The following is a 20,875-nucleotide window of genomic DNA, read 5'->3' as shown; positions in this document are numbered from 1 at the left end:
GATTGTGGCATTCAAAATGACCAACAATATATATTATACGAGGACGATGAAAAATAATAGCACGCTGATGACGCTGATGATGCGGATATTCGCGGAGAGCAGATAGAAGACAGAAAAAAGAGAAAAAAATCAGCGAAAATCCGTTAAATCCGTGTCATCCGTGTTCTATTCTTACGGCTATTTTCAGGAGAAACGGACATGAGCCAAGGCTCACAAAGGGCAATGAAAATGGGAGAAGGACAACCCCCTAACCCCCTTTATTAAGGGGGAATTGCTGAGAGTTTCTTTCTTCCCGAGTCCCAAGTCCCGATTTTCAGGAGAAATGCTCATGAACCGTGGGTTCACAACAGGAGAATGAAAATAGGGGAAAAACAGGGTGGAGGAAAGATTTTCTCTCTACTCTCTACTTTCTACTCTCTACTTCCTATTTTCAGGAGAATGGTATGTCTAAAAAAAAATTACACAAAAAAAAGACTCCTCTACCTCATATCTCTTTCAAAGATAAGATAAAAAAATTCCCATCAAAACATAAACATAAATTTATTTTAGTTGGCATTCTTTTAATTGGGTTAATCTTGAGGCTTATTTTTTTATTTCAGGTAAAAAATAACGACCCTAATTTTCTCCATTTTGAAGGCACAGATAGTGGTTGTTATGATGCCTTAGCTATGCAGGTATTAGATGGAACGCTATCGAAAACGCCTTATAGTTATAATCCGTTATATTTTTATTTTCTGGCTTTAATCTATTCCTTTGTTGGGCATGAGCCATTTAAGGCAATAATTGTTCAGATATTTATGGGATTAGGAACTTGTCTGATTGTCTATTTAATTGCAAAACAACTTTTCAATAAAAATATTGGAATGATTGCCGCCGGGATTTGTAGCCTTTATGGTGCCTTTATGGTTTATGAAACCTTGCTTTTGACAACCGTTTTAGATAGTTTTTTACTCCTGTTAAGTGTCTTTGTCCTTTTAAAAAGTGTCTCACAAAATTCTATGAGATGGTATTTTGCCGCAGGGGTAATTTTAGCCCTTTCATCATTATCTCGTGCCACTACTCTTTTAGTTTTTCCATTTTTATTATTATGGTTATTGATTAGACTGGGTATGAACAAGAGATTTTTATGTGCCGGTGGGCTTATTGTTTTAGGTATGGCTCTAACCTTTGCCCCGGTGACCTACCGTAATTATAAATATAGCGGTAAATTTATTCTTTTGACCGCCACGGGACCTGTTGCCTTTTGGGCTGGGAATAATGAGGATTCTGAAGGTTTTTATCATTTACCTCCTTATGCGGATGAGATGAGTAGTAAAAATAAAAACTTTTACAGCGAGGATGCCATAAGATTTATCAAGGAAAAACCTGAGAAATACCTTCGACTTTTATTTAAAAAAATTACCGTGTTCTGGAATGCTTATGAAATTCCAGATAACGATGTCGTTTATGACCGATTTTTAAAACTATCTCCTTTACTTAGAATAATGATTCCCTTTGGGCTGGTTGCTTCATTAGGAATAATGGGATTATTCCTGAGTCTTGGAAGATTAAATAAAAACTTATTTCTTTTATATTTAGTTATCTTTGGCTATATGAGTGCCATTGTTTTCTTCTTTATTCAATCTCGATTTAGAGTGCCGATTGTTCCTTATTTGAGTATCTTTGCCGGCGTGACAATTTATTATTGGTATAAAAAAATCCAGCGTAAAAGATTAATCTCCTTTTTTGCAACATTAATCCTTTTTCTGGTTCTTTATACGGTTATTGATTTCCACACATTTTATGGCTGGACATATCCGTTGATTTATCCAGATGGATTTTGTCTTGAAAAACGGGAAGGATTTTTGTTTCGGGATGATAGCGGCGATTGGCACGGCGATATAAAAAAGACATTGGACACACCGCAGAAAATTCTAAAAAAAGAAATTATTATCAATAAGGATGTCTCTAAATTTGATACTGCAGGTATAAGTCTAACCTATTCCTGCACAGATAGAGGTAAATTAATAATCAAAATGAATGATATATTATTTTCCGTGGTAGATTGTAAAAATATTCCTTATGGTCCTTTTGTTCGCCAGGTGCGATTTAAGTTCCAAAACCCTAATTTAATCCTTAAAAAAGGGCGAAATATTATCACTTTAACTGTCATAGAAGGGGCAGAGGTTGGAATAATGGTAGATAATTATTACAATTTTGGTCGTTCCTCATTTTCTGAAGATGGGATTAACTGGGAAAAGGTCGAAGGAGAGTTAATGATTCAATTAGAATTACTTTCTAATCCGGTGTATTAAGTATGAGAGTTATATTTGAGCTAATTAAATTTCAACATACCATATTTGCCCTGCCTTTTGCCTTAATGTCGATGTTAGTTTGTGAAAATGGCTGGTCCTCTTTTTGGGTAATATTCTGGATTCTCATGGCAATGGTAAGTGCCAGAAGTAGTGCTATGGCATTTAATCGGGTGGTGGATTTAAGGTTTGATGCACTTAACCCAAGAACGCAAAACCGACCCCTTGTTCGGGGAGAAATTTCAGTTAAATCTATCTGGCTTTTTACGATAACTACAGCCATAATCTTCATTATTTCTGCCGCTATGCTCAATAACCTTGCCTTTTATCTATCCCCAGTTGCACTGGCTATTCTTTATTTTTACTCCTTTACCAAACGCTGGACCTGGCTAACCCACATCTTCTTAGGTTTATCTCTGGCTATAGCACCTATCGGTGTTTGGATTGCCATAAAATCAGAGATTGTTTTAGTCCCACTTGTTCTTGGATTAGCTGTTCTTTTCTGGGTAGCGGGATTTGATATTATCTACGCCACGCTTGATTTTGAATTTGATAAAACCTATGGACTTCAATCAATGGTAGTCAGATTCGGCATTCCAAAGGCATTGATTATTTCACGAGTGATGCATTTTTTTATGGTTATCTTGCTTTTATGGTTTGGGGTATTAGCTCAGCTTGGGCTTTCCTACTTTATGGGCGTGTTTGTGGTCTCCTTAATGTTGATATACGAACACTCCCTTGTCAACCCTGCTGATTTAAGCCGGGTGAACATTGCCTTTTTCAATGTAAATGGCCTGGTCAGTGTTTTTTTATTTGTAATGACATGGATTGATAATATTTTCTAGTGTCGTGTTGAACAAATAACGCACGGAATTTGATTCTGGTAACTGGTGATTGGTAACTGGTAATTAAATACCGTTCGGCTGATCTCAGGACGAAACTATTTAACCAGTTACCAATTATCCGTTTGCAGGTTATGAAATCTGATGATACGCCGTGCAAAACTTACTCAACACGACACTATTTAGAGGATGTATGGAAAATTTATTGAACGACATTTATAAAAAAGTCAACACAGGACAAAGATTAAGTAAAGAAGATGGTGTCAGGTTGTTTCAATCCAATGACCTGCTCACCATTGGTGAAATGGCAAATTTAGTTCGGGAACGGCTAAATGGCAATAATGCTTATTTCATCATCAACCGCCATATCAATTACACCAATATCTGTGAAAATAGATGTAGGTTTTGTGCCTATAGTAAAGACAAAGGTGAGAAAGGTGCTTTTACATTAACCATTGACCAGATTATGGAAAAGGCGAAGGGTTGTGATAAAAATGGGGTTAAAGAGTTGCATATTGTTGGGGGATTAAATCCTGAAATCCCTTTTGAGTATTATCTTGAGATGCTATCTAAGTTACATTCAGCCTTTCCACAGGTTAATCTTCAGGCATTTACCGCGGTTGAAATTTACTATTTTGCCCGGAGGGCTAATTTAAGTCTGGAAAAGACATTAAGCCAACTAAAACAAGCGGGATTAACTTCAATCCCAGGAGGCGGGGCAGAGGTTTTTTCGCCAAGGGTTCGAAAGGTGATATGCCCTAAGAAAATCGAAGGCAAACTCTGGCTTGAGGTAATGGAGACAGCGCATAAACTTGGGATTAAAAGTAATGCCACAATGTTATACGGACATATAGAGACAATAGAAGAGCGGGTGAACCATATTTTAGCCCTGCGGGAATTACAGGATAAAACTTTTGGTTTTAAGTCATTTATCCCGCTGGCGTATCATCCAGAGAATACAGAATTAAGTGGGATAGGCACAACCGGCTATCAAGATTTGAAAACACTGGCTATTTCTCGGCTTTTGTTGGATAATTTTCCCCATATCAAGGCATTCTGGATTATGTTAGGGGTAAAATTAGCCCAGGTATCTTTGAGTTTTGGCGTAGATGACCTTGATGGCACGGTAGTCGAAGAGAAAATAACCCACTCTGCAGGTGCGAAAACACCTCAAGAATTATCTAAAAAAGAATTAATTAACCTGATTACCGAGGCAGGTAGAATTCCGGTAGAAAGAGATAGTACATATAATAGAGTAGTGTCCTATCAAGTTTAAATCAAAGGAAATTTCAATGATTTGGGTTATCAATGCACCGTTTATTAAAGATTTTTGTCGATGTCAGCGCTGGCCAGCTAAAACTCGTGTTAGACCACCAGATTGGCTGGCTTATGCCACGGCTGTATTGGAAAAGGCACAGAAATTATGAGACACAAAATTTTGATTTTTATCCCGTGTTTCCGTAATTCCGTGTTTTCGTGGTAAAAAAGCATTTTCAGAACAATGGTCATAAGCCTTTATCTCCCAAAGGAAATCAGACTATGCTAAAAAGAGGTTGGAACATAACATCAATATTAACTTTATTCTTTTATCTTTGGATGGGAATAATCCTATTATTTTGTCTCCACCAATATCCTCATTATCTTCTTCTTTTTAATCTTAAAAATACCATCGCACAAGACCTATTTCTACTGATTATCATCACTCTATTAGCCTATACATTGGGATTTAGAATACTTTCAATTTGTAAGTTTGAATTTAACTCCATCCAGGAAAGATTAGTCTTTAGTCTCGGTTCAGGATTTGGAATATTGTCTTATTTAATCATGGGATTGGGATTTTTAGGACTACTTGAGCCTAAAATTGCTTATGGATTAATATTTGTTTTAATCATTCTGTTATTCAAAGGGTTAATGAATACTATTGGTGAAATAACAAGAGGAATAAAATCTTTATCATTGAAAAGATTTAGTGGGCAGGAGATCATTATATTATTTTTTATAGTTATAACCTGCGGATTATGTTTTTTACACGGATTATGTCCTCCTTTTGACTGGGATGATTTAGCCTATCACCTTGAAGGTCCTAAACTTTTCATAGAACACCACCGTATATTCCACATACCAGATGTTGCCTTTGCCAATTTTCCTGCAAATATTGCTATGCTATATTTACTTGGCATGTTAGTGGGAAGTGATATCCTATCAAAATTATTTCATTTCCTATTTGGTGTTTTGACTATGGTTGGTGTCTTCGGTTTAAGTCAACGCTATTTTAATTCTAAAAGTTCTTTATTAGCCTCTGCCATATTTTATATCTGTCCCTTAGTTATTTTTCTCTCAAGAACAGCCTATATAGATTTAGCCTTAACCTTTTATGAATTCTTAGCTATATTTGCCTTTCTCAATTGGATTACTTCATATCAAAACAGATGGCTGATAATTCTGGCAATTATGTGTGGTTTTATCGTCGGAATTAAATATCCTGGAATTCATACGATGATTATTTTATATTTAAGTGTTATAGGTTTTGGAATAGTAAAAATAGGGTTACGAAAGATGATATTCAACCTTGTTATTTTTGGAATTATCTGTTGTCTGATAGGTTCACCCTGGTATCTAAAAAACTTTTTCTACACCCATAATCCCGTTTATCCTTATCTGGAGGATTTATTTATAAGAAAGGTAAGTTTAACTCCAATGGACATAATTACAGGCCAAACATCAAATAGTGTATTTACAATGGGAGGGAAAACTTTGATTGATTCCTTACTTCTTCCCTGGAATGTTATTATTTATGGTTGTTTAGGCTCGCTACCTTTTGGAGCAACTATTAGCCCAATTTATCTAATGTTTTTACCTCTTTTAATTTTTATAAGAAAACTAAAAATTGTAGGGGTATACCTTGTTTGCTACATAGTGATTAAATTTATTCTTTGGAGTTGTGGATTACATTCTTCAAGATACCTCCTACCTTTATTACCACTTTTATCATCAGTTTTAACCAGTATTTTTTACACCCTTTTTGATTCAAAAAAATTCTTAAAAAGGATAATTTTAATCATCATCTTTGGCATTTGGACAGCTATATTAAGCTGGGATGGGTTTCAAATAATTCATTACCGTAATCCAATTAACTTTATCTTAGGATTTGAGTCAAAGGGAGATTTTGTTCGTAGAAATGCAGAAAAAGGATATTATAATGCTATGGAATTTATTAACAAGTATCTACCCAAAGAGGCTAAAATATATTTTATAGGTGAGAAAAAGGGTTATTATTGTCATCGAAATTTTATACCTGATTTTAGTATGTGGGGATGGAAGTCTTTTACATACAAAGATATATCTCAAATAAAGGAATATTTTGATAATAAACAAATCACCCATATTTTAGTCAATACCACTGTCATATTTTGTTATTATTACCCCGATAACGGTGTATCCAAAGAAGAGGTAGAAAGTTTTAATACCTTTGCCCAAACATATCTAAAATTATTATTTCAAGAAGGTAATCTTTACCTCTATGGGTGGAAAGATTAAAGATTGGAGTATGTCTCTCTTATTGCCTCACACGGAGATACATTAGAGGCTGATGATATTATTTTTCATCACTTCTCCTAAAAACAGACCAAAGACCATAGGACAAAGAGGTGAAAAGAAGCAATCTATAGTTTTTTAGTTTTCCTCTAACATCTTTTTTATCTTTTCCTTGCCCAGGAGTTTTATAAGATTCTTTTGTATCTTCTCTTCGCCAAGGCTACGAATTATCTTCTCTTCGCCAAGGCTACGAATCACTTTCTCTTCGCCAAGGCTACGAATCACTTTCTCTTCGCCAAGGCTACGAATTACATCCTCCTCACCAAGGCTACGAATCACTTTCTCTTTTCCTATTCCTTGCACAAATATATCCACCCCTACTATATCTGCTAACTCACCTATTATATCTGGTCTATCGGCTAATGTCTGCGGCATCAATTTCACCTCCTCCCTGAATTCCTCAGGATGTAAATATAATCCAGTCTCGATTAACTCTATTAAATCTACCTCTAATATTTCCTTACCCCTCTCACAAATCCCCTTCACTAACTCTTTCACCTTCTCCCCAGAGGTGAAAAGAAGCAATTTATAGTTTTCAGGAGATGCCTCTAACTTATCCAACTGTATCAAATAAAAATTAAACCCAAAATCAGCAAAGTAAAACCCTTCCTTTATCCGTACAAGCTCATGTCCATTCCTGCGAATGTAATCTTCTATCCCTTTTATGCCTCCTGATATAAGGGCATAGACATTTATTTGCCTGCGCCACTGTATCCCCTCTTTAATCTTAAATAAAAGCACATAGGCAAATAATCTATCAAAATCATCTCGTCTGAACCTGTCTTTAGGTGATTTATACTCGATAATATTGTAATCAGTAAAGGATTGAAAGACCAGAGGTAAGGACTTAACATCTGCATCCTTACCTTTTTTAATCACCACTACATCTATTTTCAATGGCATTTCTCCAACCTCAACCTGGGTTTCAACCTTAAACCCTTTAGGTTCAAGTAGATGCTTCAAAACACTGGAAAAATAAGGATGCCATTCTTTCCTTTTCATACAAAGAGTATACACAAGATAAGAGATTTTGTCAACTACAATTTTTGATTTTGTTGATTTTCCTCAATCCGTTGAATTCTCTTCGCTAATTTTCTAATTCTCTAAAGTTTTTTCTTGACATTTTGTTATGAAACAAGGTATTATTATCTACCAGAAGAATAAAAATTAGGTACTTTTAGATGAAAACACTTATTATAAACGCACCATTTATTAAAGATTTTTGTCGATGTCAGCGCTGGCCAGCTAAGACTCGAGGTCGGGTACTCAGAATGCCTGATTGGTTGGCTTATGCTACCGCTGTTCTGGAAGAAGCAGGAGAAGAACTAGAACTCTATGATTTCCCGGCTATGAACTGGGATAAAACGAAACTGCATCAATTAATCAGAGACAAACAACCTCAATTTGTCGTTTTAGACTCTACTACGCCATCTATTTACTCCGATATTGAATGTGCCCACATAGTTAAACAAGAAAGCCAGGCTAAGGTGATTATGGTCGGTACTCATGCTACGGCACTGCCAGAACAAACCCTTAAAGAGGCTAAAGGTTCCATTGATGTTATTGCTCTGGGTGAATATGATTATACTATCCGTGATATAGTCCAAAACTGGAATAAACTGGAAAGCATACCAGGGATATGCTACCTGGATAAAGGGAGTTTTAAAAGCACTCCACCACGGGCATTGATAACAGATTTAGATAACCTGCCCTTTCCTGCCTGGCATCATTTAGATATTATGAAATACTTTGATGGAGGTAAATTATACCCTTATATAGACATCTTTACCAGTCGAGGTTGTCCATATCAATGTACCTTCTGTCTCTTGCCGCAGATGATGTTCGGGCATAAGCATAGAGTTAGATCAGCTAAAAATATCGTTGATGAAATAGAATCCGACATTAACCTCTTCCCTCAGATAAGAAAAGGAGAGTTCTTCTTTGAAGATGATACCTTTACGGTTAATAAAGAGCGGGTTTTAGCCCTTTGTGAAGAGATTATGAGTAGAAAATTAAAGATTACCTGGTCTTGTAATGCCAGACCAGATATTTATGATTTAAAGATGTTTAAATCTATGAAGGCTTCAGGTTGTAGACTTTTACTGGTTGGCTTTGAATCAGGTGACCAGGAAATGTTAAACCAAATGCGAAAAGGAATGAAGGTAGAGGATTCAATAGAGTTTATGAAGGTGGCTAAAGAAGCTGGACTTGAAGTTCACGGCTGTTTTGTCTTTGGCATGCCAGGTGAAACAAAGGAAACAATGGAAAAGACATTAAACTTTGCCTTGAAATTAGGATTAACTACCGTTCAGTTTGCTGGAGCAGTTCCTTTCCCTGGCACAGAATATTATAATTTCTGTCAATCTCAAGGACTACTTAAGCCAAAGTCATGGACAGACTGGCTGAAAGAAGGCGAACAATCAGGCATAGTTGATTATCCAGGGCTAAGCAGTAAAGAAATTAATGATTATGTGGATAAGGGGCTGAAATCCTTTTATTTTCGGCCAGGGTATATGTGGAAATTTCTTCTTAAGACCAAAGATATTAGAGATTTGTATCGCAAAATAAGAGGTGCCTGGAGTTTTATTAATTATTTACTTACTTCAAGGAACAAAAATCTATGAAAATTATTCAAACACCACCGCGATTTTATCCTTACATAGGTGGGACAGAACAAGTAGCCTTTTATTTATGTAGGGAACTGGCAAAAAAAGGACACTATGTAAAAGTTATCTGTGCCAATGAGCCGGATGTAGGTGATGGTATTATTGAACATATAGAGGTCAGAAGACTTCCCTATATTGGTAAGATGGCTAATACCAATATTACCCTTTCCTTAATTATGGAATTAATGAAAGAGGATTTTGATGTTGTCCACACCCATCTCCCTCATCCCTGGAGTGCGGATATGAGTGCTATAGCTGCCTTGATGAAAAATAAACCGCTATTCCTGACTTATTATAACGACATTACCGGAATAGGCATAAATAAACTTATTGCGAAGACATACAATTTTGCCCTTTTAAGGTTTCTTCTGAGGAGAGCAAAGAAAATATTTATCACCCATGAAAATTATCTTAAAACATCACCTTTCTTGAAGTCATTTAAGGATAAGATTGTTATCACCCCACCCGGCGTAGATTTAGATAGATTTAAGCCCTTAAATCTACCCAAAAATGAGGAAAATATTATCTTTTTCTTAAGCCGCTTAGATAGATTCCATCTTTATAAGGGGTTGGATTTCCTTTTGAAAGCCATTAAAAGAATTGCACCTAAGATACCTTTAAAGCTATATGTCGGTGGAGAGGGCGAGCTGATATATGATTATAAAAGATTCGTTAAGGAAAACGGAATAGAAGAAAAGGTTGTTTTTTTAGGAAGATTAGATAATGAACAAGTAGTTAAATATTATAATCTCTGTGATGTCTTTGTCCTTCCTTCGATTTCCTCTACACAAGAGGGTTTTGGATTAGTTGCCCTGGAGGCTATGGCTTGTAAAAAACCAGTTATAGTAACCGATATTGTCGGCGTAGCTGAGAATGTAAAAAGATATAAAGCAGGCATAGTAATTCCACCAAAAGATATAGAATTACTATCCGAGGGATTAGAATATTTACTTTTAAATAAAGACAAAGCTGAAGAGATGGGGTTTAATGCGTATCATTTGGTAAAAGATAGATATACCTGGCAAAAGCATGCACAGATAGTTGAGGAAGAATATTTGAAGACCATAGACCATAGACTAAAGACAGAAGATGAGAGAATAAGAAGATAAGAAGTTAAGCAGTTGAGAAAATAAGAAGACAGAAGTCAAAAATCGAAAATGAACCAATTTATTTCAATAATAATTCCAGTCAAAAATGGTGAAAAGACGATTAAGAAATGTTTAGATTCCTTAAAAAATCTAAACTACACTAATTATGAAATCATCGTCATAGATGATAATTCATCCGATAAAACACAAGAAATCTTGAGCTCATATGAAGGTATCCAGACTATGAAAACATCAGGCGTTGGTCCAGCCAGTTCTAGGAATTTGGGTATCAAACAGGCAAAAGGAGACTATCTTGCCTTTACTGATGCAGATTGCATAGTTCACCCAGAATGGCTAAAGGAGTTATTAAAAGGGTTTGATGAAGATTCTGTAGTCGGTGTAGGAGGCGACCAACAATCACCTGATGATGAAAGTGAGTTTGGGAAAATAGTGCAGGGGTTTTTAAAAACAGTTGGATTTGTAACTGATTATATTAAAGCCCAAAAAACAATGATAGAAACTAAACATAATCCCAGTTGTAATGTCATGTATAAAAAAGAAATATTTGATAAACTGGGGGGATTTTTAGAAGGATTATGGCCTGGTGAGGATGTAGAATTTGATTATCGCATAAAGAAACTAAAAAAATATAAACTAAAATATAATCCACAGGCAATCGTTTATCACTACCGACCTGACAATTTACGGGAATTTTGTCAAATGATGAAGAATTATGGCTGGGCACAGGGATTTTTGGTAAAAAAATATGGGGTTTTTAGATTGATACACTATGAGCCACTTTTTTTACTGATATTAGCCTTGAGTAGTCTGTGGTCATTGGTCATTGGTCATTGGCCTTTGGTCTTTGGTCTTTTGTGTTTTGTGGCCTTTAGTCTCTGGTTTTTACTAAAGACAAAGTCAATGAAAAAGACATTACAATTTACCAGATTATTGGTTATGACTATTATCTATTGGAATTTAGGGTTTGTGAGTGGATTAATTTCAGCCAGCAGGTCAGGAGGTCTTTAATCATTTTTGTCTTAAACGTAACTATTCACCACGAAGAGCACGAAGGACACGAAGATTGGACAGAACAAATCTCTTTATGCCTTTTTTCAATCTTTCCACATTGAAATTTATCAATAGACCAACCTTGATATTTGCCAATTTCATATATAGCACTTATTAATCGAAATTTGACATAGATATGGCTATGAAATTCCAAATCACAAATTCCAAATTCCATTTAGTGAATTAGTGAATTAAGCGAATTAGCGAATTAGTAAAATCTAATCTCTAATTCACTAATCTCTAATATCAATTTTAGTTAATTTCTACCTCTTTAATAAGCCTTATATCTTAACGCCTATAGGTCAACAACCCCCTAACCCCCTTTATTAAGGGGGAATATTTGCTTCTTATTCGTGTGCATTCGTGTTGACAAAGAGGCAAAAACTTTATAGAATTGATATAATTCGCTTTTTGGTATGCGGAATTTGGTGTTTATTTGAGATTTGGTGCTTGGGATTTGGGATTTTTTTTACTTATCCACTCTGAGTAAAGTTTTGACTAATAACTGCTATAGTGCCTCGTGTCTCCTTTCCTTCTCCGTTTCCCCCTTTCTCATCTCTCCTCTGACCTCTGTATTTATCCGTGCTAATCCGTGTTAATCAGTGGCTGAATAGTTCCCCATTTCTTCTTCTTGAACTGGGGCAGGGACAGCAACTTCTATCTTGTGATATTTAGGGACTCCTGTGCCTGCGGGGATAAGTCGTCCGATGACTACATTTTCCTTTAATCCCCGTAAGTGGTCTATTCTACCCTGAATAGCCGATTCGGTGAGAACTTTTGTTGTTTCCTGGAAGGATGCGGCAGAGATAAAACTATCCGTAGATAAAGAGGCTTTAGTGATACCGAGTAAAATAGGTCTCGCCTGTGCTGGCTTTTTCCCTTTAGCGAGTATTGTTTCATTTATTTGAGCAAATTTGAATTTATCTACTTGCTCACCTAATAAAAATGTTGTATCACCTACATCTGTTACTTCTAATTTACGCAGCATCTGGCGGATAATCACCTCAATATGTTTATCGTTAATATTTACCCCTTGTAGGCGATAGACTTCTTGAATTTCGTTAACTAAGTATTCTTGTAATTTCCGTTCACCCTTTATTTTCAATATGTCATGGGGGTCTGTTGGTCCTTCGGTTAATTGGTCTCCAGCTGAGACGACATCATATTCATGAACCTTCAAATGTTTACCCAGTGAGACTTCGTATTCTTTTGTTTCCCCGGTTGACTCATTCTCAATAACAATAATTCGTTTATTTTCTTTAAGCCCTTTAAATTTTACCACACCATCAATTTCCGTAACTAATGCTGGTTCTTTTGGTCTTCGAGCCTCAAATAACTCTGCGACTCGTGGCAACCCACCCGTAATGTCTTTAGTTCTAATTAATTCTTGTGGGAATTTAGCGATAACCATCCCTGCAGTAATTTTATCTCCATCATTTACCGCTATTCTGGCGCCATTGGGAATAAAATAGTTGATAGTTGGTTGATTTTCACGGAGAATACATATTCGAGGTTGGAGTGTTCCTTCACGGTCTTCGATAATTACCCTTCTAAACAAACCTGTATTTTCATCAAGTTCTTCGCGGAGCGTTCTTTCTTTAATAATATCATTAAACTGCACTGTTCCTTCTACTTCAGTTAATATTGGTTCATGATATGGGTCAAATTCAGCAATTAACTTGTTAGCCGGAACAATATCCCCTGTTTTAACAAATAATTTTCCACCTGTTTTAATCGGTATATTACGGTCTTTAGCCTCAATCAAAATCCTTTTTTCAGGTTCTATCCGAACTATTCCCGCCATCTCTGTGATTATTTCATTTTCTTCAACTTGAGCTATTTTATCTCCGGCATTTACCCACAAACCATCAAAAACAGTAAATTTTGTAGTTGGAGATAATTTATATTCTTTTAGCACCTTTCGTAGCACGAGTTCGCCTGCTCTGGCCGCAACCATACTTCCATCTTCTAAATATATCAATCTTTTCGGTAGTTCGACGATTTCAACTTCATAAGGCAATCTAATTTCTCTTTCTTCTACCTGTCGATATGCGGTTCCACCGATATGGAAGGTTCTCATTGTCAATTGTGTTCCTGGTTCTCCGACAGATTGTGCGGCAACAATTCCCACCGGTTCGCCTATATCTATTAATTTCCCGGTAGCTAAATTTCGGCCATAACATTTAGCACATACCCCTCTTTGTGTCTCACAGGTAAGAACGGTGCGAATTCTGATGCGGTCAATTTCTACATCTTCAATAGCCTGAGCATTTTCTTCATTTATCTCCTCATTAGCCTTGATAATAACTTCACCTGTCATCGGGTTCACGACATCATCCAAAGAGACTCTGCCGAGGATACGGTCACCTAATGGTTCGATAACTTCATCACCTTCTTTTATTGCCTCAACTATCATCCCATTAATCGTGCCACAATCATCAGCAGTAATAATAACATCTTGAGAAACATCAACTAATCGACGCGTTAAATAACCAGCATCAGCGGTTTTTAAGGCGGTATCAGCCAAACCTTTTCTGGCGCCGTGAGTTGAAATGAAGTATTCTAAGACAGTAAGTCCCTCTCTAAAATTAGCAATAATAGGTAATTCTATGATTTCTCCGGAGGGTTTAGCCATAAGTCCTCTCATTCCGGCTAATTGTCTAACTTGCTGTTTACTGCCTCTTGCCCCAGAGTCAACCATCATATAAATAGGATTAAACCCATTTTTATCATTGCCCATTCCCTCAAACATTACCTTAGATATTTCATCACCGATATATGTCCATAAATCCACTATTTTATTATATCTTTCTTCATCCGTAATAATTCCTTGATGATATTGTTGTGAAATCTTTTCTATCTCTTTATAACTTTGTTTTAATAACTCTGGTTTTTGAGGTGGGACTTTAATATCATCTATGCCAATAGATACTCCATACTCCGTGGCGTATTTGAATCCAAGTTGTTTCACCTTATCCAGTAAATCAACGGTTTTGCTCATTCCACATTTACGGTATGCCTCAGCGACTATTTGACCTATCTTTTTCTTATCCACCTTTTCATTAATAAATTGAAGTTCTTCAGGTAAGCATTCATTGAATATGATGCGTCCAATAGTCGTCTGTAAGTTTTTACCATTAATACAAATCCAAATCCTGGCATTTAAACTTATTATTCCTTCTTCATAAGCCATTAAAGCCTCGTGAATATTAGTGAGTTTTTTATCCTGTCCTAAATCATCTGGTCTTTCTTTAGTTAGATAACACAATCCCAGGACTATATCTTGAGTAGGTGCAACTAAAGGTCTTCCGTTAGCCGGGGATAATAAGTTATAAGCGGAAAGCATTAATATCTGGCTTTCTATTTGAGATTCAATTGATAAAGGAACATGGACAGCCATCTGGTCTCCATCGAAATCAGCATTAAATGCTGGACAAACTAAAGGATGGATTTTAATTGCATCTCCTTCGATTAAGACAGGTATAAACGCCTGGATTCCCGCACGGTGCAAAGTTGGGGCACGATTTAGAAGGACCGGATGTTGTGAGATAACTTCTTCTAAAACATCCCAGACTTCAGGATTTTCTCGTTCTATCATGCGTTTAGCACTTTTAATATTATGGGCTAAATTATCTGCGACTAATTTCCGCATAATAAAAGGTTTAAACAATTCTAAAGCCATTCTTTTAGGTAAGCCACATTGAAATAGTTTAAATGTTGGGTCAACGACAATGACCGAGCGACCTGAATAATCTACTCGTTTTCCTAATAGATTTTGACGGAATCTACCCTGTTTACCTTTGAGCATATCTGATAAAGATTTTAGTGGTCTATTTCCAGTGCCGGCTACAGGTCTGCCTCTTCTGCCATTATCAAATAAGGCATCAACCGATTCCTGCATCATTCTTTTTTCATTGCGAATAATTATCTCTGGAGCTTTTAAGGCGATGAGTCGTTCTAATCGGTTGTTGCGATTTATTACCCGACGATACAGGTCATTTAAATCAGATGTAGCGAATCGACCACCATCTAATTGTACCATAGGTCGTAATTCAGGTGGGATAACCGGGATAATATCTAAAATCATCCATTCAGGTTTATTTCCACTTCGCAAGAAAGATTCTAATATTTCAAGTCGTCGGACGATTTTGCGGCGTTTTTGATAAGAGTAGTCTCCTTCCATTTCTAATCGCAGGTTTTCTACTTCTTCTTTAAGATTAATCTCTTTCAACAATTTTTTAATTGCCTCCGCCCCCATACCTACTTCAAAATTCCCGCCATATTTCTCTTTGAAGGTTCTATATTCGTCTTCATTAATAACATCTTTCTTTTTAAGAGGTACATCATTACCCGGGTCAAGCACAATATATCCCTCGTAATACAGGACTCGTTCAAGGTCTCTAACAGTAATATCCAATACAACTGCCATTGGAGATGGGACTCGCTTAAAATACCAGATATGAGATACCGGGGTAACTAATTCGATATGTCCCATTCGTTGTCTTCGAACCTCAGAATATGTTACTTCTACACCACATCTATCACAAATAACCCCTTTATACCGCATACTTTTATACTTACCGCAGAAGCATTCAAAGTCTTTATTTGGACCAAATATCCGCTCACAGAATAGGCCATCTCGTTCTGGTCTAAAGGTTCTATAATTTATTGTTTCGGGTTTCTTTACCTTATCATAAGACCAACTTTTAATTATTTCTGGTGAGGCAAGTCCTATACTAATAGCGGCAAAGTTAGTCATATCAATTGTTGAAAACAGAGACTCAAAAGTTTGTTTTGGTTCTTGCATTACTTCTTTATTCACGATAAATCCCTCCTCTTTTTGGTGAATGGTTAGGGTTCTGCAAAACTAGGAAACTGTAGTTTTTAAGCGGGTATTTAAAACCTCTATTTTTATCAATTTCCTCCAAAGAGCAAAATGCAAAACTCGTTTATAGTTTATAGTGTATAGTTTATAGTTTATGGTTTATAGTTTATAGTCTATAGTCCTTCAACTATCTACTATCAACTATAAACTATCAACTATAAACTATCAACTATCTTTGCCACAGTTCAGTAAAATTATCTCTTTCCTTTCAGCGTTAAAATACTTGAAGCAAAGATATTACCAATTTGAAATTTGATTTGTAATTTTGCATTTTGATATTTAATATTTGATATTTAATATTTATTTATTGTCTCCCCCAAATCCTATTTTGCAGAACCCTATGGTGAATAGTAATTGGTTAAATGGTTACCAGTTATCATCTACCATTCAACCGTTACCCATTACCAATTTAAAACATAGGTTTTATCAAATGTTCTTGAGATTTCATAGTGACTGGTGGTGTGCGTCGGCCTTCGTTGAGTTTTTTAACATCGATAGGTTTCCCTTTTTCATCTAAGACCTTAACATCTAAGGCTAATCCTTGAAGTTCGTGGAATAGGACATTAAAAGATTCAGGCACGCCGGGTCCTGCGGCATTTTCGCCTTTAACAATTGCTTCATATACCTTTGCCCGACCAATAATATCATCTGATTTTACAGTTAAAAATTCCTGGAGCAGATGCGAGGCACCATAAGCCTCTAATGCCCAGACCTCCATTTCACCAAGTCGTTGTCCACCAAATTGAGCCTTACCACCCAGTGGTTGTTGTGTGACTAATGAATAAGGACCAATAGAGCGAGCATGAATTTTATCCTCTACTAAATGAATTAATTTCATCATGTAAATATAGCCAACCGTAATTTTATCCTTAAATCTTTTTCCTGTTTTTCCATCATAAAGGTAAGCCTTGCCATCTTCAGGTAAGTTTGCTTTTTTAAGATAGTCTTTGATTTCTTCTTCAGTTGCTCCATCAAATACCGGGGAGGTAGTTTTAATTCCTAATTTATGAGCGGCCCAGCCAAGATGAGTTTCTAATATCTGGCCGATATTCATTCTTGAAGGAACTGACAAAGGATTCAAAACCATATCTACTGGTGTGCCATCTTCAAGAAAAGGCATATCTGCTTCAGGTAAGATTTTAGCGATAACACCTTTATTTCCATGTCTGCCGGCAACTTTATCACCAACCATAATCTTTCGTTTAGTTGCCACATAGACTTTAACTAATTCTTCCACGCCAGGTGGAAGGTCATCGCCCTGCCTGGTGGCGAAATACTTAACATCAAGGACTATTCCCTCACTTCCATAAGGATGATGAAGTGAGGTATCCCGAACTTCGCGGACCTTTTCACCAAATATAGAATGAAGTAATTTATATTCTGGAGAAAGTTCTGTCTCCCCTTTTGGAGTAACCTTACCAACTAATATATCGCCTGATTTAACCATGGCACCAATTCTAATAATGCCGCGGTCATCAAGATTTTTCAGTGCTTCAGCGCCCAGATTAGGAATATCGGCGGTAATTTGCTCTGGGCCAAGTTGAGTATCCCTTGCCTCTATTTCATATCTTTCAATATGAATTGAAGTAAAAATATCTTCTTTAACTAACCTTTCGGAAATAGGGATGGCATCTTCAAAATTATATCCTTCCCAGGGCATAAATGCCACCAGGACATTTCTTCCTAATGCCAGTTCGCCATTGTCAGTCGCCGTGCCTTCAGTTAAAGGTTGACCTTTTGAGATTTGTTCTCCCTTTTTAACAATAGGTTTTTGATGAATACAGGTTGCCTGATTAGACCTTTTAAAATTCAATAAGTTATAAGAATATTCTTTCTTATCCTTACCTTTTAATACAATCTCACTTGCCGTCGCCCGAGTTATTATGCCATCAACAGGGGCGATAATCACGATGCCGGAATCTCTGGCAATATATTGTTCTATGCCTGTGCCAACTAAAGGAGATTCACTAACGAGTAATGGGACTGCCTGGCGCTGCATATTAGACCCCATCAAAGCACGATTGGCATCATCATGTTCCAGGAAAGGAATTAATGCTGTTCCAACACTAATAATCTGTTTTAAAGAGGCATCCATATAATCCACTTTATCATGAGTAACTAATGGAAAATCGTCTCGAAACCTTGCCGCAACTGCCTCCTCTATAAACTCACCATTTTTCCCTATTTTACTACTTGCCTGAGCAATATTATGTTTTTGTTCTTTATCCGCAGTTAGATATTCAATTTGATTAGTAACTTTGCTGTCTAAGACTTTCCGATAGGGAGTTTCAATAAAACCTAATCTATTTACTCTTCCATAAACGCATAGAGATACAATTAGTCCAATATTAGGTCCTTCAGGCGTTTCGATTGGACATATTCTCCCGTAGTGAGAGTAATGGACATCACGAACCTCAAACCCTGCTCTTTCTTTAGATAACCCACCCTGACCTAAAGCAGATAATCTTCGTTTATGAGTTAATTCGGCTAAGGGATTTGTTTGGTCCATAAATTGAGAGAGCTGGCTTGAGCCAAAAAATTCATTGATTGCGGCGGTAACTGGTTTGATATTAATGACGGTATGTGGTTTCATTGTCATTATATCCTGGATTGCCATCCGTTCACGGATACTTCGTTCTAATCTTGACATCCCTATCCGTAATTGATTTTGTAGTAATTCTCCAACAGACCTGACACGCCGATTCCCAAGATGGTCAATATCGTCTATTTCCCCTTGTTTTTTAATCAATTTAATCATATATTTGACCGTCTCTACTATATCTTCTTTAGTCAATGTTGTGACTTCTTCTGAAATTGACAGTCCCAATTTTTGATTAATTTTATACCGACCTATCTCGGATAAATCATAGCGAAGTGGATCAAAGAAGTATCGGTAAAAGGTCTGTTGAGCATTTTCAATATTAGGTGGTTCCCCGATACGCATCAGGTTATGAATCTTAATCAGGGCTTCATCCGTAGAATTGGTATCATCTCGTTCTAATGTATTTAATATAAATGAACTCTCCACATCTAATATCTTTATCTTTTTAATCCGTTGTTTCTTTAAAATATTCAAGAGCGTATTGGTAATCTTCATCCCTGGACGATATACTTCGTTCTCTTCTTTATTTATTACTTGCTGGGCTAATCGAAGTCCAACTAAATTTTCGTTCACTTTATCTATTCGAATTTGATCCGGGAAAAAAAGATTTAGTATATCTTCGATAGTAGAATAACCAATGGCTCGAATAAAGGTAGTTGCAATGATTTTTCTTTTGCGTCCTAATCTTGCAAAGAGAATATTATTAGTGTCTAATTCAAATTCTAACCATGCCCCTCGATAAGGGATAACCCTGGATGAGTATAATCGAGTTGATGGGTCATAGTCAAAATAAACCCCTGGAGAACGGTGCATCTGGCTGACAATGACGCGTTCAGCCCCATTAATAATAAATGTTCCCCGTTCGGTCATTAAAGGAATATCTCGCATAAAGATTTCTTGTTCCTGAATGACACCTGTCTCACGACAGATTAATCGTAATCGGACTCGTAATGGAACTCCATAAGTTATATCTCTATCTCGACATTCTTCCTCCGCATATTTTGGTTCACCAAGACTATAGTCAACGAATTCTAAGACTACTTTTTCATTAAAATCTATAATGGGAAAAGTCTCTAAAAATACCTTTTGTAATCCCTGAGGTTTCCTTTGCTCTGGAGGCACATCCTTTTGCAAAAACCATTCAAAAGAATCCTTTTGAATAGCAATTAATGATGGGACATCTATGACCTCTTTTATTTTTCCAAAAGAAACCCGTTCTTGCTTAAGCATATAATCTCACCTCTTTTATCAGAAATTAGAAATTAGAGGACAGATAACCGTAATTAGAAGTTAAATTCAGAGGACAGAAGACAGATAACAGATATAATAGGGAATACCTTAAATACCTGAGCTCTGACTTCTGTCCTCTGTTTTCTGTTACTTAATCTCTACCTTCGCTCCTGCGGCTTCTAATTTTTTCTTGATTTCTTCAGCCTCTTCTTTTGGAATACCTTTTTTCACTGGCTGTGGAGCGCCTTCTACTAATTCTTTAGCTTCTTTTAATCCTAAAGAGGTAATAGTTCTAATTTCTTTTATCACCTGGATTTTATTCTCACCAAAACTGGCTAAAACAACATCAAACTCAGTTTTTTCTTCCTTTTCTGCTTCTGGGACGGCTTGTGTTACCGTTGGTCCCATAGCCATAGGAATTGCCGCAGATACCCCAAATTTATTCTCTAATTCCTTAACTAATTCTGAGAGTTCCAGAACTGTCATATTAGAGATAGCATCAATAATCTCCTCTTTGCTTTTAATAGCAGTTGCCATTTTTTCACCTCCTATATTTTGGTAACTGGTAATTGGTGAATAGTAATTAGTTACCATAGCCCAATTATT

Annotated in this window: 12 protein-coding genes and 1 pseudogene; 8 read left to right on the top strand and 5 right to left on the bottom strand. The window is 36.4% G+C overall.

The window, feature by feature from the left end:
* The first annotated feature begins 443 nt into the window (after positions 1-443).
* From AB1422_01920 to AB1422_01900, 5 genes are all read left to right on the top strand, one after another.
* Positions 444-2,294 carry a glycosyltransferase family 39 protein gene (locus AB1422_01920; GenBank protein MEW6618103.1) on the top strand — a complete coding sequence of 617 codons (1,851 nt, stop codon included), beginning with the start codon at positions 444-446 and terminating at the stop codon, positions 2,292-2,294.
* 2 nt (positions 2,295-2,296) lie between these two features.
* A complete protein-coding gene (locus AB1422_01915; GenBank protein ID MEW6618102.1) occupies positions 2,297-3,136 on the top strand; it encodes a UbiA-like polyprenyltransferase in 840 nt (279 codons plus the stop codon).
* Positions 3,137-3,326: 190 nt separating this feature from the next.
* Positions 3,327-4,409 carry an aminofutalosine synthase MqnE gene (mqnE, locus tag AB1422_01910; protein MEW6618101.1) on the top strand — a complete coding sequence of 361 codons (1,083 nt, stop codon included), beginning with the start codon at positions 3,327-3,329 and terminating at the stop codon, positions 4,407-4,409.
* Positions 4,410-4,425: 16 nt separating this feature from the next.
* Complete coding sequence (locus tag AB1422_01905) at positions 4,426-4,560, top strand: hypothetical protein (protein ID MEW6618100.1); 135 nt, start codon at positions 4,426-4,428, stop codon at positions 4,558-4,560.
* 112 nt (positions 4,561-4,672) lie between these two features.
* The gene (locus tag AB1422_01900; GenBank protein ID MEW6618099.1) at positions 4,673-6,670 is read left to right on the top strand and encodes a glycosyltransferase family 39 protein; all 1,998 of its coding nucleotides are present in this window, start codon (positions 4,673-4,675) and stop codon (positions 6,668-6,670) included.
* A gap of 135 nt (positions 6,671-6,805) precedes the next feature.
* Here the strand turns inward: AB1422_01900 and AB1422_01895 are convergent, their stop codons facing one another.
* Positions 6,806-7,729, bottom strand: a complete 924-nt coding sequence (locus AB1422_01895) for a hypothetical protein (protein MEW6618098.1) — start codon at positions 7,727-7,729, stop codon at positions 6,806-6,808.
* Positions 7,730-7,908: 179 nt separating this feature from the next.
* On the opposite strand from AB1422_01895, the gene AB1422_01890 reads away from it, so the two are divergent.
* Genes AB1422_01890 through AB1422_01880 form a run of 3 tightly spaced genes read left to right on the top strand, consistent with a single transcriptional unit; the run spans position 7,909 to position 11,510 of the window.
* On the top strand, positions 7,909-9,351 hold the full coding sequence (locus tag AB1422_01890) for a radical SAM protein (GenBank protein ID MEW6618097.1): 1,443 nt from the start codon (positions 7,909-7,911) through the stop codon (positions 9,349-9,351).
* Positions 9,348-10,502 carry a glycosyltransferase gene (locus tag AB1422_01885; GenBank protein ID MEW6618096.1) on the top strand — a complete coding sequence of 385 codons (1,155 nt, stop codon included), beginning with the start codon at positions 9,348-9,350 and terminating at the stop codon, positions 10,500-10,502. The genes AB1422_01890 and AB1422_01885 overlap by 4 nt, the downstream gene beginning before the upstream one ends.
* Positions 10,503-10,550: 48 nt before the next feature.
* Complete coding sequence (locus tag AB1422_01880; GenBank protein ID MEW6618095.1) at positions 10,551-11,510, top strand: glycosyltransferase; 960 nt, start codon at positions 10,551-10,553, stop codon at positions 11,508-11,510.
* Positions 11,511-11,531: 21 nt separating this feature from the next.
* On the opposite strand, the pseudogene AB1422_01875 reads toward AB1422_01880, so the two are convergent.
* From AB1422_01875 to rplL, 4 genes and pseudogenes are all read right to left on the bottom strand, one after another.
* A pseudogene (locus tag AB1422_01875) lies at positions 11,532-11,663 on the bottom strand (GxxExxY protein).
* A gap of 484 nt (positions 11,664-12,147) precedes the next feature.
* Positions 12,148-16,374, bottom strand: a complete 4,227-nt coding sequence (gene rpoC / locus AB1422_01870; GenBank protein MEW6618094.1) for a DNA-directed RNA polymerase subunit beta' — start codon at positions 16,372-16,374, stop codon at positions 12,148-12,150.
* A 472-nt stretch (positions 16,375-16,846) separates the two neighbouring features.
* Positions 16,847-20,269 carry a DNA-directed RNA polymerase subunit beta gene (gene rpoB / locus AB1422_01865; GenBank protein ID MEW6618093.1) on the bottom strand — a complete coding sequence of 1,141 codons (3,423 nt, stop codon included), beginning with the start codon at positions 20,267-20,269 and terminating at the stop codon, positions 16,847-16,849.
* 147 nt (positions 20,270-20,416) lie between these two features.
* Positions 20,417-20,806 (bottom strand): 50S ribosomal protein L7/L12, encoded by a 390-nt coding sequence (gene rplL / locus AB1422_01860; GenBank protein ID MEW6618092.1) that lies wholly within the window; start codon positions 20,804-20,806, stop codon positions 20,417-20,419.
* Between the last annotated feature and the right edge of the window lie 69 nt (positions 20,807-20,875).

Source organism: bacterium (assembly GCA_040757115.1).
GTDB lineage: Bacteria > UBA9089 > CG2-30-40-21 > CG2-30-40-21 > SBAY01 > JBFLXS01.
Note: the sequence above shows the minus strand (reverse complement) of the source record. Positions and strands in the feature narration are given on the sequence as shown.

Excerpts from the sequence above, each read along its gene's own strand:
- AB1422_01880 (MEW6618095.1), top strand. The coding sequence starts at position 10,551 with ATGAACCAATTTATTTCAATAATAATTCCAGTCAAAAATGGTGAAAAG.
- AB1422_01905 (MEW6618100.1), top strand. The coding sequence starts at position 4,426 with ATGATTTGGGTTATCAATGCACCGTTTATTAAAGATTTTTGTCGATGT.
- AB1422_01920 (MEW6618103.1), top strand. The coding sequence starts at position 444 with ATGTCTAAAAAAAAATTACACAAAAAAAAGACTCCTCTACCTCATATC.
- AB1422_01900 (MEW6618099.1), top strand. The coding sequence starts at position 4,673 with ATGCTAAAAAGAGGTTGGAACATAACATCAATATTAACTTTATTCTTT.
- AB1422_01915 (MEW6618102.1), top strand. The coding sequence starts at position 2,297 with ATGAGAGTTATATTTGAGCTAATTAAATTTCAACATACCATATTTGCC.
- mqnE (MEW6618101.1), top strand. The coding sequence starts at position 3,327 with ATGGAAAATTTATTGAACGACATTTATAAAAAAGTCAACACAGGACAA.
- rplL (MEW6618092.1), bottom strand. The coding sequence starts at position 20,806 with ATGGCAACTGCTATTAAAAGCAAAGAGGAGATTATTGATGCTATCTCT.
- AB1422_01890 (MEW6618097.1), top strand. The coding sequence starts at position 7,909 with ATGAAAACACTTATTATAAACGCACCATTTATTAAAGATTTTTGTCGA.
- AB1422_01895 (MEW6618098.1), bottom strand. The coding sequence starts at position 7,729 with ATGAAAAGGAAAGAATGGCATCCTTATTTTTCCAGTGTTTTGAAGCAT.
- rpoB (MEW6618093.1), bottom strand. The coding sequence starts at position 20,269 with ATGCTTAAGCAAGAACGGGTTTCTTTTGGAAAAATAAAAGAGGTCATA.
- AB1422_01885 (MEW6618096.1), top strand. The coding sequence starts at position 9,348 with ATGAAAATTATTCAAACACCACCGCGATTTTATCCTTACATAGGTGGG.